Raw genomic sequence first — 14,971 nt, 5'->3', positions numbered from 1 at the left:
CCGCGGCACCGGACCCCCGCAGCCCGGCGATGCGGGGGTCCGGTGTGTCATCCGGCGACGCTCGCGCGCCGCACCCCACCGGAAGTGGGAGAGTTGAGCCATGACGGTTCCCACCCTGCAGCTCAACGACGGCCACTCCATTCCCCAGCTCGGTTACGGCACGTTCAAGGTGCCCGCGGAGGAGACGGAGAGGGCCGTGAGCGAGGCCCTGGAGATCGGCTATCGCCACATCGACACGGCCGCGATCTACGGCAACGAGGGAGGCGTGGGCGCCGCCATCGCCGCCTCCGGTATCCCGCGCGATGAGCTCTACGTCACCACCAAACTGTGGAACGACCGCCACGACGGCGACGAGCCGGACCGGGCGATCGAGGAGAGCCTGACCAAGCTCGGTCTCGACCACGTCGACCTGTACCTCGTGCACTGGCCCACTCCGGCCAAGGACAACTACGTCCACGCCTGGGAGAAGCTCGTCGGCATCCGCGAGCGCGGGCTCTCCCGCTCGGCGGGTGTGTCCAACTTCCTCGCCCCGCACCTCGAGCGCATCATCGCGGAGACGGGACAGGCGCCGGCCGTGGACCAGATCGAGCTGCACCCTCGTTATCACCAGGCCGAGACGACCGCCGTGGCGGCACGGCGCGGCGTCCTCATCGAGGCCTGGGGTCCGCTCGGTCAGGGAAAGTACGACCTCGCCTCGCTCGCCCCGATCGCGGACGCCGCAGCCGCGCACGACCGCTCCGTGCAGCAGGTCACGCTGCGCTGGCACATCCAGCGGGGGCGCATCGTGTTCCCGAAGTCCGTGCACCGGCAGCGGCTGCAGGAGAATTTCGACATCTTCGATTTCTCGCTGACCGATGCCGAGATGGCCGCGATCGACGCCCTGGACGAGGGCGACGCCGGTCGGGTCGCGACGCACCCGAACGACCTGAACTGATCCGCTCATGACGTCCCGGCTCGCGGACGCGGTGAGCCCCTACCTGCGCGCCCACGCGACCAACCCGGTCTCCTGGTACCCGTGGGGGGAGGAGGCCTTCGCCGCGGCCCGCGAGCGGGACGTCCCGGTGCTGGTGTCGATCGGATACTCGTCCTGCCACTGGTGCCATGTCATGGCGCGGGAATCATTCGCCGATCCGGACACCGCCGCGCTCATCAACGCCGACTTCGTCGCGATCAAGGTGGACCGGGAGGAGCACCCGGAGGTCGACCGGGCGTTCCTCGCCGCGGCCGCCGCCTTCACGCGGGACCTGGGCTGGCCGTTGACGGTGTTCACGACGCCGGAGGGCCTGCCGTTCTACGCCGGCACGTACTGGCCGGATGAGGATCGGGGCGGCCTGCCCGCCTTCCGCACCGTGCTCACCGCCGCGTCGGTCGCGTGGCGAGACCGTCGGGGTGAGGCGGAACGCATCGGGGACGGTGTGCGCTCGGCGCTGACCGATGCCGCCGCGACGGAGGGCGGCGACCTGCCGGACGCGACGGCGCTCGCCGGGGTGGTCGAGCGGATTCTGGCCGGGGAGGACCCGGCCCACGGCGGCTTCCCCTCCGGACCGGCGCAGTTCCCGGTCCTCCCGCTGCTGCGCTTCCTCCTGGATCGGGATGCCCCGGACGCGGCCCACGCCGCGGCCCGCCGCGCGCTGTCCGCGATGCGCACCGGCGACCTGTTCGACCGCGTCGACGGCGGCCTGTTCCGCTACGCCACGCGCCGAGACTGGTCCGAGCCGCATTACGAACGCATGCTGACCGACAACGCCCAGCTCATCGATGTCGCGCTGGACGCCGGGGACGCGGACACCGCGCAGCGGGTCGCGGGCTTCCTGCGCGACGTGCTGCAGCAGCCCTCCGGCGGGTTCGGCGCCTCGCAGGACGCCGAATCGGTGGTGGACGGCCGGTCCGACGCCGGGGCGTACTACCGGGTCGACCCGGAGCGCCGACGCGAGCTCACGCCGCCGGCGGTCGATGACAAGATCGTGACCGGCTGGAACGGGCTCGCGATCGCCGCGCTCTCCCGCGCCGGTGTGCAGCTGAACCGTCCGGAGCTGACCGCGCTCGCCGTGGAGGCGGCACTGGCCGTCATCGAGGACAACCTGCCGGACGCGCATTGGCGTCGCGCCTCCCGCGACGGCGTGCCGAGCCGCGCCGGCGCGACACCGGCCGACCTCGGCCAGCTCGCCACCGGACTGCTGCGGCTCGCCCTCGCCACCGGCGAGGTGCGCTACGCGACGCTGGCGCTGGAGCTGCTGGAATCGGCGGCTCGCCTGGAACCGGACGGCGTCCTCGCCGCCATCGGGCTGCCCGCCGACGTCGGGGCGACCGACGGCGACGAACCCTCCGGCGATGCCGCTCGCGCCGAGGCGGAACTGCTCGCGTGGTGGCTCGGCGCCGGGGACGACCATCGCGAGCGGGCCGCCGGTCTGGTCCGGCGCCGTGTCGGCGCGGCACTGGCGGGGCCGCGAGCGTATGGCACGCTGCTGCGGGTCGCGGCAGGACTGCGTCGCCCACCGCGGCAGATCATCGTGGTGGGCGATCCCGGGCCGCTCGCCGACGCCGCGCGCACGCTGCCCGCCGACGTGCTCGCCGTGGTGACGCCGGCCCAGGCGCGCGCGTTCGCCGATGCCGGGTTCGATCTGTTCGCGGATCGCGCCGAGGTCCGTCAGACCACGGCGTTCGTGTGCGCGGGGTTCGTCTGCCGGCTTCCGGTCACGGACCCGGCCGACCTCGTCTGAGACGGAGCCCGCGGCGGGATCACAGCGAGACGGCGTAGCGTCGCACCACGCCTCCGATCAGCATCGCCCTCCTGTCCTGGCGCCTCGACCCGATCGCGGTCGTGGCGGCTTTCGTCGCGGGCGCGTGGTACCTGTGGGGTGTGCGCGCCGTGCGCCGCCGCGGCGGACAGTGGCCGTGGCTGCGGACCCTCGCGTTCTTCGCGCTCGGTCTGGGCTCCTACCTCGTGGTGGAGTGCGGTTTCCTCTCCGTCTACTCCGTCGAGCTGCGCTACGCGTTCACGACACGGATCGCGCTGCTGATCTTCGTCGTCCCGGGGCTCATCGCACTCGGCCGCCCGCTGGAGCTGGCCCTCGCGGCCGGCGGCGAGCGGACCACGGGACGCATCGCGCGGGTGCTGCGCTGGCGGATCATCCGGTTGTTCGGCAACGCGATGTTCGCGACGCTGTTCATGGCGAGCGTCTTCCTGCTGTTCCTCACCCCGATCGCCGGGCTGCTGCGGGACACCCCGTGGATCGGGGCGACGCTCGGCATCGTGGTGCCGCTGCTCGGGCTCGTGATGGTCGTGCCGTTGACGGCGCTGGCCGGGGCGCACAGCGCGCTGTTCCTCACGGTCGAGTTCCTGCTCGCGTTCGTGGAACTCGTGATCGATTCGATTCCGGGTCTGCTGATGCGTCTCAGCGAATCGATCCTGGACGGCGCCCCCGCCGTCAGCAGCTCGGCGTCCTGGTGGCCGTCGCCCCTGCACGACCAGCACCTCGCCGGCGACCTGCTGTGGTTCATCGCTGAGGTCGTCGACGTCCCGGTGCTCGTCATCCTCCTGATCCGGTGGATGCGCACCGACCGGTCAGAGGCCGCCCGGTACGACGACCTCAGCGACGACGAGCATGAGCGCCTCGTGCAGGAGCACCTCCGCGGCGAGCGGAGCTGACTCCGGTCCGGTCCGGATCAGACCCAGCTCGGGAACCACATGTGGACCAGCCAGAACTGGTACGGGATCTCCATCCCGGTCCACAGCGGCAGGAAGAACGCCGAGATCAGCACGGCGACGATCGCGAGGACCCACGTCGTGGACCGCCAGGCGCGATGATCCAAGCGGCGCGGGCGTGGTCCCGGACCGCACACCCGCTGCAGCGCCAGCACCAGCGCGATCATCATGAACGGCATCATCAGGACCGTGTAGAACTGGAAGATCGTGCGGTCCGGGACGGCCAGCCACGGCAGGTAGGCCGCACCGAGTCCGACCAGGACGATCGCGTAGCGCCAGTCCCGATAGCGGACGACGCCGTAGAGGATGACGAGCGCCGCGATGACGCCGACCCACCACAGCAGCGGGTTCGGGATCGGCGTGATCGCCTGCACGCAGTTGTACGTGCCGCCGGCGGCATCCGTGCAGTCGGCACTGTTCCAGTACATCGAGGTGGGGCGGATGAGGAACGGCCACTGCCACGCGGGGCTCATGTAGGTGTGCGGCGTGGACAGGCCGACGTGGAAGCTCATCGTGTCCAGCTGGTAGTTCCAGAACGCGATGAGCGGGTTGGGGCTGGTGTCTCGGAAGTACCCGCCCGAGGTGGTCAGCCAGCCGAGCCAGGACAGCATGTACACGACCACGGCGATCGGCACGAACAGGACGAAGGTCGCCGGAGCCTGACGGCCGATGGCGGTCGAACCCCACATCTGGATTCCCGCGCGACGACGCGCGAGCGCGTCCGCCACGACGAGGTAGACCCCGAACGCCGCGAGCATGTAGAAGCCGGACCACTTCACCGCCGCGGCGGCACCGAACGCCGCGCCGGCGGCGATGAGCCAGGGTCGCGCCCACATCGTCGGTCCGGTGAACAGGTCCGTCGAGTTGGCGATCCGGGACATGGCGCCCCGATGGTCGTAGATGATGAACAGCACGCCGAGCATCACGAAGAACGTGAGGATCCCGTCCAGCAACGAGACGCGGCTGAGCACGATGGACAGGCCGTCGATCGCGAGGAACCCGCCGGCCAGCCCCGCCCACACGACCGAGCCGGTGAGGCGACGGGCGATGAGGTACGTCACGAGAACGGTGCCGACACCGAGCAGCGCGGTCATGAAGCGCCAGCCGAACGGATCGGCCCCGTTGCCGAAGATGACCATGCCCAGGGCGATCAGCCATTTGCCGAGGGGCGGGTGGACGACGCGGGACCCGACGTCGGTGAAGATCATGGTGTCGCCGGCGGCGAATTTGGCATCCGCACCATCCGGCCAGGAGCCCTCATAGCCGAGATGCCAGAGCGACCAGGCGTCCTTGACGTAGTACGTCTCGTCGAAGATGAGGGTGGCCGGGTGGCCGAGGCCGATGAAGCGCACCAGGGCCGCGACGATGACGACGATGAGCGGGACGATCCACTCGCGGCGTCCGAACCAGCGCGAGGGCAGGTCGCGACGCACGCTCGTGGCGCGCCGCTGGTCCATCCACGCGCGCACGCGGTCGCCGAACGGCGTGTGCTGGGCGTAACCGGGAAGGTCGCCGACGACGCCGACCGGGGCCGTGTCCGGCCCGGGAGCGGTGGCTACCGGCGCCGGGGGAGCGCGGAAGATCGCGGGACGATCGGTCGGGGCCGTGACCGCAAGCGCGGCACCGGTGTCCGGGACCGGTGCCGAGACGTCGGCGGTGGCCTCCGCCGGTGCGGCGGGACCGGACGGCTCGCCGCTCGTCGGCAGGTCGGCGGAGAATCCCTGGTCGGCGCCAGAGACCTCGGCGCCGGGGTTCGGATCGTCCCGGGGGTCGGTCGGCGTGCTCATCACGGCACCCAGCCTATGCTGGGTCGGTGATCATCCTCGCGGGCACGCCCATCGGAAACCTCTCGGATGCGTCGTCCCGGCTGGTGCAGGCGCTGACGAACGCGGAGACGATCGCCGCCGAGGACACGCGCACCACGCAGAAGCTGTTGGCCGTGCTCGGGATCGCGAATCGCCCGAAACTCGTGGCGCTGCACGATCACAACGAGAAGGCGAAGGCCGGTGAACTGGTGGAGTTCGCCCGCGATCACGATCTGCTCGTCCTCTCCGACGCCGGGATGCCGACCGTCAGCGACCCGGGCTACGGGCTGGTCGCCGCAGCCGTCGAAGCCGGTGTCACCGTCACCGCCATCCCGGGTCCGAGCGCCGTCATCACCGCGCTCGCGGTGTCCGGGTTGCCGACGGACCGGTTCAGCTTCGAGGGGTTCCTGCCGCGCAAGGGCGGCGAACGCCGGTCCGTCCTGCGGGCTCTGGCGCACGAGCGACGGACGATGGTCTTCTTCGAGTCGCCGCAGCGACTGGCCGCGAGCCTGTCGGACGTCGCCGCCGAATTCGGCGCCGGCCGGCGCGTGGCGGTGGCGCGCGAACTCACGAAGCTGCATGAGGAGGTCCGCCGCGGCACCGCGAGCGAGCTGGCAGCGTGGGCGGCCGAGGGCGTGCGCGGGGAGATCGCCGTCGTCATCGAGGGTGCGGCCGCGGCCGATGTGGCCTTCCCGGACGCCGTGGGCCAGGTCCTGGAGCTGACGCGCTCGGGCACGCGGCTGAAGGATGCCACCGCCGAGGTCTCCGCCCTCACCGGCCACTCCGCCCGCGAGCTCTACCAGGCCGCCCTCGCCGTGAAGAACTGACGCCCGTCGCCGCCGTCACACGTCCGACGCGCGGGAGGGTCTCGCCTAGAATCGTTGGGTGAGCACTGGCGATTCCTTCTACATCACCACGCCGATCTACTACCCGAGTGACCTGCCGCACATCGGTCACGGGTACACGACGGTCGCGGTGGACACCCTCGCGCGCTGGCACCGGCAGGCCGGGGACGACACCTGGATGCTCACCGGAACGGACGAGCACGGGCAGAAGATGCTGCGCGCCGCCGCCGCCAACAACGTCACGCCGCAGGAGTGGGTCGACAAGCTCGTCAGCGAGGCCTGGTTCCCGCTGCTGGAAACGCTCGATGTCGCCAACGACGACTTCATCCGCACCACGCAGCCCCGCCACGAGGAGCGCGTCAAGAAGTTCGTGCAGGCCATCTACGACCGCGGCTACATCTACGCCGGGGAGTACGAGGCGCTGTACTGCGTGGGCTGCGAGGAGTTCAAGCCGGAGTCGGAGATCGTCGACGGCACGGGCCCCTTCGAGGGACTGAAGGTCTGCGCGATCCACTCCAAGCCCCTCGAGCTGCTGCAGGAGAAGAACTACTTCTTCAAGCTCAGCGAGTTCCAGGACAAGCTCCTGGAGCTCTACAAGGAGCGCCCCGACTTCATCCGTCCGGAGTCCGCCCGCAACGAGGTCATCTCGTTCGTGCGATCCGGGCTGAAGGACCTCTCGATCTCGCGGTCGGCCTTCGACTGGGGCATCCCGTTGCCGTGGGACGAGTCGCACGTCATCTACGTCTGGGTCGACGCGCTGCTGAACTACGCCACCGCGGTCGGCTTCGGTGACGACGACGGCGAGTTCGAGCGTCGGTGGCCGGCGTACCACGTGGTCGGCAAGGACATCCTGCGCTTCCACGCGGTCATCTGGCCGGCCATGCTGATGGCGGCCGGCCTCGAGGTGCCCAAGGGCGTCTTCGCGCACGGCTGGTTGCTCGTCGGCGGCGAGAAGATGTCCAAGTCGAAGCTCACGGGTATCGCCCCGACCGAGATCACCGACGTGTTCGGGTCGGACGCGTACCGCTTCTACTTCCTCTCCGCGATCGCGTTCGGACAGGACGGCTCGTTCAGCTGGGAGGACCTCGCGGCCCGCTACCAGGCCGAACTCGCCAACGGCTTCGGCAACCTCGCCTCGCGCACCGTCGCGATGATCGAGCGCTACTTCGAGGGCATCGTCCCGCCCGCGGGGGAGTGCACCGAGGCGGACCGGCACGTGCAGCAGGTCGTCGCGGACGCCGCGCGCGACGCGGATGCCGCGATCGAGCGGTTCCGCATCGACGAGGCCATCGCCGCGATCTGGACCATCGTGGAGGAGCTGAACGGCTACATCACCGACAACGAGCCGTGGGCCCTGGCCAAGGACGAGGCCCAGCGCGGCCGTCTCGGCACCGTGCTGTACACGGCGGCCGAGGGTCTGCGGGCCCTGGACGTCCTGCTCAGCCCGGTGATGCCGGTCGCCACCGCGAAGCTGTGGACCGCGCTCGGCGTGTTCGACTCGCTCGGCGCGCTGGACGCGCAGCCGCTGCGCTCCGCCGGCGAGTGGGGTCAGCTTCGTCCGGGCACCTCGGTGAACGGTCTCGCTCCCCTGTTCCCGCGCGTGGAGACCGCGTGACCGAACGCGGGAACGGCGGCACCGGGGACGGCATCAGCAGCTATGTCACCCAGCGTCGCTCCGACGGCCGGGACCTCCGCTATCCGGAGGCACCCGAGCCGCTGCGCGTGCCCGTCTACGACAATCACGCGCACATGGAGATCCTCGACGGCGAGGAGCCGCTGAGCCTCGACGAGCAGTTGGACCGCGCGGCGGCCGTCGGCGTCGCCGGTGTCATCAACGCCGGGGGCGACATCGAGTCCTCGCGCTGGTGCGCGGAGGCGGCGGCCGCGCATCCGCGGGTGCTCGCGGCGGTGGCGATCCACCCGAACGACGCGCCGCTGTACGAGGAAGCGGGCAAGCTGGACGAGGCCATCGCGGTCATCGATGAGCTCGCCGCGCAGCCGCGCGTGCGCGCCATCGGCGAGACCGGACTGGACTTCTTCCGCACGGACGACGCGGGCAAGCCCGCCCAGTTCCGCTCCTTCGAGGCGCACATCGCGCTGGCGAAGAAGCATGACCTCGCGATGCAGATCCACGATCGTGACGCGCACCGCGATGTCCTGGACACGCTCAGCCGCGTCGGAGCTCCCGAGCGGACCGTGTTCCACTGCTACTCCGGGGACGACGCGATGGCACGCGAGTGCGCGGACGCCGGCTACTACCTGTCCTTCGCCGGGAACATCACGTTCAAGAACGCGCAGAACCTGCGCGACTCGCTGCACGTCACGCCGCTCGATCGCATCCTGATCGAGACCGACGCCCCGTTCCTCACGCCGACGCCGTACCGCGGCCGCCCCAACGCCAGCTATCTCATTCCGGTGACGCTGCGCTTCATGGCCGCCGAGCTGTCGATGGACGTCGACGCGCTGTCCGCCCGACTCGCCGCGAACACCGTCGCCGTCTACGGCTCCTTCACCGACTGACCCCGCGAAACACCCAAGCGTGGCGGAGAAACCCCGCACCGCGAGGTGTTTCGGACGTGCTTGGGTGTCTCGCGGATCAGCGGAGGGTGGTGGAGCCGGACAGGAGCTCCCAGGGCAGGTCGATGATGCTCTCGCGGGCCGGCGGATGGTCCTCGTGCAGCGCCGTGAACAGGGCCTGCGGCGCGCGGTCCGGGTGCAGACAGGCTCGCGAGATGCCGAGGCGGGCGTTCAGGTCGCAGTCGATCGTGCACAGCGTGAACAGCTGCACGTCACGCGGCGCCACGCGCCCGATCTCCTCCAGGTGGAGGTAGATCTCCGGCCCGTCCTCGCTGAACGCGAACAGTGCGTCCACGCCGGCGGTCAGCAGCTCGTGCACGCGACGGATCAGCGCCTGGCCCCGGACATCCACCTCGGCGACGAGGCGGTCCCGCCCGCGTTCCAGCGACCAGGAGCGGTAAGCGTTCTCGCCGATCCGGTTCCGGGCCTCGGGGCCGGCGTCGACGAGGAAGCCGATTCGCTCGGCGCCGCCCGCGGCCAGCAGATCGAGCCCGGCGCGGACGGCGGCGTCATAGCCGGTGCGCAGGGAGATCGCTCGCGGTGCGTCCACGTGCACATCGCAGACCGCCATCCGCACGCCGAGCCGGGACGCCTCCGCGATGATCTCCGTCAGGCTGTCGGTCCCGGTGTGCAGCAGAGCGTCCATGGCCGCCCCACGCAGCAGGTCCGGCCGGGAGGACGGCAGCACCGTCACGGTGTAGTCCTCCGCGGCGCTCGCCCGCAGCAGCGCGTTGAAAAGGCGCGTGCGGTGCACGGCCCGGCGCTCGCCGAACTCGTCCTCATCGTCCTCGTCCACGACGAACCCGATCGTGCGGGTGCGTCCGGTCCGCAGCGCCGCGGCGGCGCGATTGGGGACGTAGCCGAGACTGTCCGCGACGGCGCGGATGCGCGTGCGCGTCTCGGCGCTGAGCTTTCCGGTGTCGTTCAGCGCCTGACTCACGGCGGCCGTGGACACGCCGGCCAGAGTCGCGATGTCCTTGAGGGTGACCGGTCCGCCGCTCACGGCGCCGGGTCTCCGGGGACGACCGCCGCCACCGCGGCGCGCCAGGACGGACCGTCACCGCGTGCGGCGGCGCGCGTGCCCTGGGTGATGAGACCGTGCATCAGCACACCGGCGAAGTGGCGCAGTGCCGGCTCGGTGCGCGGGTCGCCGCCGACGCGGGCGAGCTCACGGTCCAGAACGTCATTCACATAGGATCGCAGGTCCGTCACGGCGCCGGACACGCGCTGCAGCTGGTCGGCCGCGGCGTGCTCGCGCACCGCGGCCGCGATCAGTCGCTGCGCCCGCTCGAGCAGGGCCGGCTCGTCGACGGCGGCGGCCGAAGCGATGGTGTCCAGATCCAGCAGCCGGACGCCCGGACGCCGACTCACCTCGGCGTCGACGTTGCGCGGCATGCCGAGATCGAGCACCACCTGGTCGTGAGGCGCGGACGGCCAGAGGTCCGCGGTCAGGACCGGGCCATCCGTCGCGCTCGTGCACGACACCACCACGTCGGTCCGCGCGATCGCGGTGGTCAGGTCGGCGGCGCCGATCGAGGTCAGTGCATGCCGCGCGGCGAAGTCCGCGCGGCCGGAGGGGGAGTGCACGGCGATGTTTCTCGCGCCCGCGTCGCGCAGGGCGGCGAGGCTGACGGCCGCGTACCGGCCGGTGCCGACCAGCAGCACCGTGGCGTCCGGCCAGGACCGGACGGATGCTCCGGCCTGGGCAACGGCGACGCGGACCAGAGAGCGGCCGGACGCGGCCAGTCCGACCTCGTTCTTGACCACTCGCGAGACGGACGCGGCACGTTGGAACAACCGCTCCAACGGGGCTGAGGCGACCCCGGCGTCCCGGGCGGAGCTGAGCGCGCGGGCGACCTGGCCGGCGATCTCATCCTCACCGAGCGCGACCGAATCGAGTCCGGAAGCAGTGGCGAACAGATGGTGCACGCCGCGGTTTCCGGAGCGGATGAGGAGGGCGTCCCGGACCTCGCGGAACGGGAGCCCGGCCGCCGCCGCGATCGTCTCGATGGCCGCGTCGACGGCCGGTACGGGTGAGGCGGCATGCTCGTCAGCGATGTCCAGGTGCGCCTCGAACCGATTGCAGGTGCTCACGATCACGACGCCGGCGATGCCCGGATGGGCTCCTTCGATCCGCGTACCGATGTCGGATCCGAGTGCGGCGAGGCGCTCCAGGGTGGCGAAGGAGGAGGTGCGCTGGTGGGCGCCGAGGCTGACGAGCACGTGTGAGATCCCTTCCGGACGAGAGTTAGTATATCGATTAATCCACTCCAGCCCTCGAGGAGAAACGTGCCGACGACCCTCACGTCCGCTCATCCGCTGATCGCCCACCGCACCGCCGAATCACGCCTGGTGCGGGCGCTGCGCGGGGATCGTCCCGCGGTCACCCCGGTCTGGTTCATGCGTCAGGCCGGCCGCTCGTTGCCCGAGTACCGCGAGCTCCGCGCCGCCGGTGGGGGCTCGATGCTCGACACGTGCCGGGACCCCGCTCTCGCCTCGGAGATCACGATGCAGCCGGTGCGCCGGCACGGGGTGGACGCGGCGGTGTTCTTCAGCGACATCGTGATTCCGCTGCGGCTGATCGGGGTGGAGGTCGACATCGTCGCCGGCCGGGGTCCGGTCTTCGCGCACCCGGCGCGCACCTCAGCGGACATCGCCGCGTTGACGCGGACGGATCCGGACACCGTGCTCTCCGCCGGCGGCGCGATCGCGGACGGTGTGGCACGCACGGTGGAGCTGCTCGCGGAGGAGTCCGAGCACCGGGGTGAGCCGCTGCCGCTGATCGGGTTCGCCGGCGCTCCGTTCACCCTCGCCGCGTACCTGATCGAGGGCGGTCCGTCCAAGGATCACCTCGCCGCCCGGTCGCTGATGCACGCGGATCCGGTGGCCTGGACCGCACTTCTGGAGTGGCTCGCCGCCGTGACGGGGAACTTCCTGGCTCTGCAGGTGGCCGCCGGAGCGAGCGCCGGACAGCTCTTCGACTCGTGGGCGGGCAGCCTCACGCCACGCGACTACCGCGCGCACGTGCTGCCGCACTCGCGGGCGGCCCTGTCCGCGGTCCGCGCCCTCGATCCCGCGCGCACGGTGCCGCTGATCCACTTCGGCGTCGGCACCGGTGAGCTGCTGGCCGACCTCGCGGACGTCGACGCGGACGCGATCGGCGTGGACCACCGGGTGGATCTGGATGAGGCGCTGCGTCGCATCGGGCGGGACGTCACGGTGCAGGGCAACCTCGACCCGGCGATGCTGTTCGCGCCGGAAGAGGTGCGCACCGCCGCGATCCACCGGGCCCTGCGGTCCGGGCTCGCGGCCCGGGCGCACGTGTTCAACCTCGGTCACGGCGTGCCGATGCAGACGGACCCGGACGTGCTCGGCGCGGTCGTGCGAACGGTGCACGCGTGGCGTCCGTGACCGACGTTCTCGTCGTCGGCGGCGGCATCGGGGGACTGGTCGCGGCGTGGGAGTTCGCCCGAGCCGGCCGCGCTGTCACCGTGCTGGAGGCCGCGCCCGTGCTCGGCGGCAAGCTCCGTCCCGGCGGGGAGGTCGGATTCGACCGGGGTGCGGAGTCCTTCGCCACGCGCACCACCGGAGTCGTGGACCTCATCGCGGACGTCGGACTGGACCTCACCGTCGTCGCGCCGGAACCCGCTCCGGCGCACCTGGTGGACCTCGATTCGTCCGGAGCCCTCCGTCGCCTCCCGCTGCCCCGTCGGACGATTCTCGGACTTCCCGCCGATCCGGCCGCGTTCGACGTCGCGGCGATCGTCGGCGCGGACGGTGTCGCTCGTGCCCTTCTCGAGCCGTCCGCGCCGCCCACGGGGACCGAACCCAGCCTTTATGAGCTCGCGACGCAGCGCTTCGGGGCCGCGGTCGCCGACCGTCTCGTCCAGCCGCTCTGCCTCAGCGTGCACTCCCGCTCCGCGCGCGACGTGCGTCTGTCCGCCGTTCACCCCGCCCTGTGGCGGGCGTTCACCCGCTCCGGGTCCCTGACCGCAGCCGTCGCCGCACTCGCGCCGGATGCGACGGCGGGTGCGGCGGTGCGCGGCATCGTCGGCGGCGTCTGGCGCCTCGCGAACGAGCTGAGCCGCGTGCTCGCCGACCTCGGCGTCACCCTGCGCTCCGGAGCGGCCGTCGACCGCGTCGAGGGGCATCGTGTCGTGCTCGGCACCGACCCGCTGCCCGCCGAGACCGTCGTGCTCGCCACCGGGCCCGAGGCCGCGCGATCCCTGCTCGGGTTGCCGCCCGCGCGGCCGATCGCGGTCGTGGAGAACGTCACGGCGCGCCTGCGCGCCCCGGAGTTGGACACGCACCCGGTCGGCACCGGAGTGATCGTCGCGCCCGACGTCCCCACCCGCGCCAAGGCGCTGACCCATGTCTCGGCGAAGTGGGCGTGGGCGGCGGAGCGCCTGACCCCCGGCGAGCACCTGGTTCGACTGTCCGCGCGCGACGCCGCCCACCCACCGACGGGGGCACCGCAGATCGCTGCGGAGATCGCCGCGCTGACCGGCGTCCCCGTCGCATCCGCGGCGATCCGGGAGCTCACGTCGACCCACTGGCCGGACGCGCTCGGCGGGCCGGACGCCGACGTGCTCGCCGCCTGCCGACAGCACGGCATCGTCGCGGTCGGTGCAGCGGCGTCCGGCACCGGCCTCGCCGCCGTGATCCCGCACGCTCGCGCCGCCGCACGCGCGGTGCTTGATCACTCGGCGGAACCCCTGTCCGCCCCGACCCTGGAGGTGTCCGCATGACCCTGCGCCTCGGCACTCGCGCGAGTCTGCTCGCCCTCACCCAGTCGCGCCTCGTCGCCGACGCGATCACCGCCGCATCCGGCGCGGAGGTCGAGCTCGTGCAGATCACCAGCGACGGCGACCGCCTCACCGGCAGCCTCGCTCAGCTCGGGGGCACGGGCGTGTTCGCGAGCGCGCTGCGCGAGGCTCTGCTAGGCGGCGAGTGCGATCTGCTCGTGCACTCGATGAAGGACCTGCCGACCGCCCAACCGCCGGGCATCGTGATCGCCGCCGTGCCCGTGCGCGCGTCGGCCGCGGACGCGCTGTGCGGACCGGACGGAGCCCCGATCACGCTCGCCGGGCTGCGCTCCGGCGCCCGCGTCGGGACCGGATCTCCGCGTCGCGCCGCCCAGATCCTCTCCCGCCGACCCGACCTGCGCGTGCTGGATATCCGCGGCAACGTGGACACCCGGCTGCGCAAGCTCGACGACGGTCAGTACGACGCGATCGTGCTGGCGGAGGCGGGCCTGCGGCGGATCGGCCGCGACGACCGGATCGGCGAGGTGCTGGACTGGCCCACGTCGGCCGCGCAGGGCGCGCTCGCGATCGAGGTGCGCAGCGCGGACGCCGCGGTGGCCGCCGCCGTCGCGGCCGTCTCCGATGCGGACACCGACGCCGCCGCTCGCACCGAGCGGGCCGTTCTGCGCCACCTCGAGGCCGGTTGCGCGGCCCCGGTCGCCATCCGCGCCGCTGTGGCGGACACCGCCCAGCTCGCCGTCGAGGTCTATGCACCGGACGGCTCGCGGGTGATCCGTGCCGTCCGCGCCGAACTGCCCGCGGCGGAGGTCCGTTCCGACGCCGCGCGGGACGCCCTCGCCGCCGCCGTGGTCGCCGAGCTCCGGGCGGCGGGTGTCGACGAGCTCATGCCGACTCAGGCCCGCGGGTGAGCGGCGCCCTGCAGGGCCGGCGCGTGCTGGTGCCGCGTGGTGGCCGCTGGGGCGAGCGTGTGGCCGCGCAGCTGACCGCGCACGGCGCGGTCCCGGTGATCGCTCCGCTGATCGCCACCGCCGCCCCCGTGGACACCGCCGCTCGCGATGACGCCTTCGCCGCGCTCGCCGCCGGCGCGTTCGACTGGGTGCTGATCACGAGTGCGGCGGGCGTCGAGGCCGTCGGGGCCACGCCCCTCCCCGGCGGCCCCCGCCTGGCCGTGGTCGGTCCCGAGACCGCCCGCGCCGCCACCGCCGAGGGCCGCTCCGTGGCGTTCCGGCCGGACGGGCCGTCCTCGGCGGCAGCTCTGGCCGAGCAGTGGGC

At 72.1% G+C, this 14,971-nt stretch carries 13 protein-coding genes; 10 read left to right on the top strand and 3 right to left on the bottom strand.

Translation table 11 applies throughout. From position 1 onward, the window contains the following. Window positions 1-100: 100 nt before the first annotated feature. The 3 genes from BN1193_RS09545 (at window position 101) to BN1193_RS09535 (ending at window position 3,649) form a co-directional block, all read left to right on the top strand. The gene (locus tag BN1193_RS09545; protein WP_040165999.1) at window positions 101-934 is read left to right on the top strand and encodes an aldo/keto reductase; all 834 of its coding nucleotides are present in this window, start codon (window positions 101-103) and stop codon (window positions 932-934) included. 7 nt (window positions 935-941) lie between these two features. Beyond that, window positions 942-2,720 carry a thioredoxin domain-containing protein gene (locus BN1193_RS09540; protein ID WP_040165996.1) on the top strand — a complete coding sequence of 593 codons (1,779 nt, stop codon included), beginning with the start codon at window positions 942-944 and terminating at the stop codon, window positions 2,718-2,720. A 101-nt stretch (window positions 2,721-2,821) separates the two neighbouring features. Further along, a complete protein-coding gene (locus tag BN1193_RS09535; RefSeq protein WP_230206475.1) occupies window positions 2,822-3,649 on the top strand; it encodes a cytochrome c oxidase assembly protein in 828 nt (275 codons plus the stop codon). 17 nt (window positions 3,650-3,666) lie between these two features. Here BN1193_RS09535 and BN1193_RS09530 read toward each other — a convergent pair whose 3' ends face one another. Further along, complete coding sequence (locus BN1193_RS09530; RefSeq protein ID WP_052460621.1) at window positions 3,667-5,493, bottom strand: dolichyl-phosphate-mannose--protein mannosyltransferase; 1,827 nt, start codon at window positions 5,491-5,493, stop codon at window positions 3,667-3,669. A gap of 26 nt (window positions 5,494-5,519) precedes the next feature. On the opposite strand from BN1193_RS09530, the gene rsmI reads away from it, so the two are divergent. From rsmI to BN1193_RS09515, 3 genes are read left to right on the top strand one after another with little or no spacing between them, the layout of a single operon-like run. After that, a complete protein-coding gene (gene rsmI, locus BN1193_RS09525) occupies window positions 5,520-6,338 on the top strand; it encodes a 16S rRNA (cytidine(1402)-2'-O)-methyltransferase (RefSeq protein WP_040165993.1) in 819 nt (272 codons plus the stop codon). A gap of 58 nt (window positions 6,339-6,396) precedes the next feature. Beyond that, a complete protein-coding gene (gene metG, locus BN1193_RS09520) occupies window positions 6,397-7,971 on the top strand; it encodes a methionine--tRNA ligase (protein ID WP_040165990.1) in 1,575 nt (524 codons plus the stop codon). Then, window positions 7,968-8,876, top strand: a complete 909-nt coding sequence (locus tag BN1193_RS09515; RefSeq protein WP_407662105.1) for a TatD family hydrolase — start codon at window positions 7,968-7,970, stop codon at window positions 8,874-8,876. The genes metG and BN1193_RS09515 overlap by 4 nt, the downstream gene beginning before the upstream one ends. Before the next feature lie 76 nt (window positions 8,877-8,952). On the opposite strand, the gene BN1193_RS09510 is transcribed toward BN1193_RS09515, so the two are convergent. Together BN1193_RS09510 and BN1193_RS09505 are read right to left on the bottom strand one after the other, a co-directional pair. Beyond that, window positions 8,953-9,936, bottom strand: a complete 984-nt coding sequence (locus tag BN1193_RS09510) for a LacI family DNA-binding transcriptional regulator (protein ID WP_040165987.1) — start codon at window positions 9,934-9,936, stop codon at window positions 8,953-8,955. Further along, window positions 9,933-11,156, bottom strand: coding sequence for a glutamyl-tRNA reductase (locus BN1193_RS09505; protein WP_040165985.1), 1,224 nt, complete (start codon window positions 11,154-11,156; stop codon window positions 9,933-9,935). Before BN1193_RS09505 ends, BN1193_RS09510 begins: the two co-directional genes overlap by 4 nt. Window positions 11,157-11,222: 66 nt before the next feature. Between BN1193_RS09505 and hemE the strand changes: the two genes are divergently transcribed. From hemE to BN1193_RS17900, 4 genes are all read left to right on the top strand, one after another. Further along, the gene (gene hemE, locus BN1193_RS09500; protein WP_094770412.1) at window positions 11,223-12,344 is read left to right on the top strand and encodes a uroporphyrinogen decarboxylase; all 1,122 of its coding nucleotides are present in this window, start codon (window positions 11,223-11,225) and stop codon (window positions 12,342-12,344) included. Continuing rightward, window positions 12,332-13,681 (top strand): protoporphyrinogen/coproporphyrinogen oxidase, encoded by a 1,350-nt coding sequence (locus BN1193_RS09495; RefSeq protein ID WP_040165982.1) that lies wholly within the window; start codon window positions 12,332-12,334, stop codon window positions 13,679-13,681. The genes hemE and BN1193_RS09495 overlap by 13 nt, the downstream gene beginning before the upstream one ends. After that, window positions 13,678-14,607, top strand: a complete 930-nt coding sequence (gene hemC / locus BN1193_RS09490) for a hydroxymethylbilane synthase (protein WP_040165980.1) — start codon at window positions 13,678-13,680, stop codon at window positions 14,605-14,607. Before BN1193_RS09495 ends, hemC begins: the two co-directional genes overlap by 4 nt. Then, on the top strand, window positions 14,604-14,971 hold a 368-nt coding region (locus BN1193_RS17900), incomplete at its 3' end, for a uroporphyrinogen-III synthase (RefSeq protein ID WP_040166744.1). The genes hemC and BN1193_RS17900, both read left to right, overlap by 4 nt.

Source organism: Microbacterium gorillae (genome assembly GCF_000826185.2).
In the GTDB taxonomy this organism is placed as follows: domain Bacteria; phylum Actinomycetota; class Actinomycetes; order Actinomycetales; family Microbacteriaceae; genus Microbacterium; species Microbacterium gorillae.
Note: the sequence above shows the minus strand (reverse complement) of the source record. Positions and strands in the feature narration are given on the sequence as shown.

Bases quoted from the DNA above. Each gene is read 5' to 3' on its own strand.
- BN1193_RS09545 (WP_040165999.1), top strand. From the start codon at position 101: ATGACGGTTCCCACCCTGCAGCTCAACGACGGCCACTCCATTCCCCAG.
- BN1193_RS09540 (WP_040165996.1), top strand. From the start codon at position 942: ATGACGTCCCGGCTCGCGGACGCGGTGAGCCCCTACCTGCGCGCCCAC.
- BN1193_RS09530 (WP_052460621.1), bottom strand. From the start codon at position 5,493: ATGAGCACGCCGACCGACCCCCGGGACGATCCGAACCCCGGCGCCGAG.
- hemC (WP_040165980.1), top strand. From the start codon at position 13,678: ATGACCCTGCGCCTCGGCACTCGCGCGAGTCTGCTCGCCCTCACCCAG.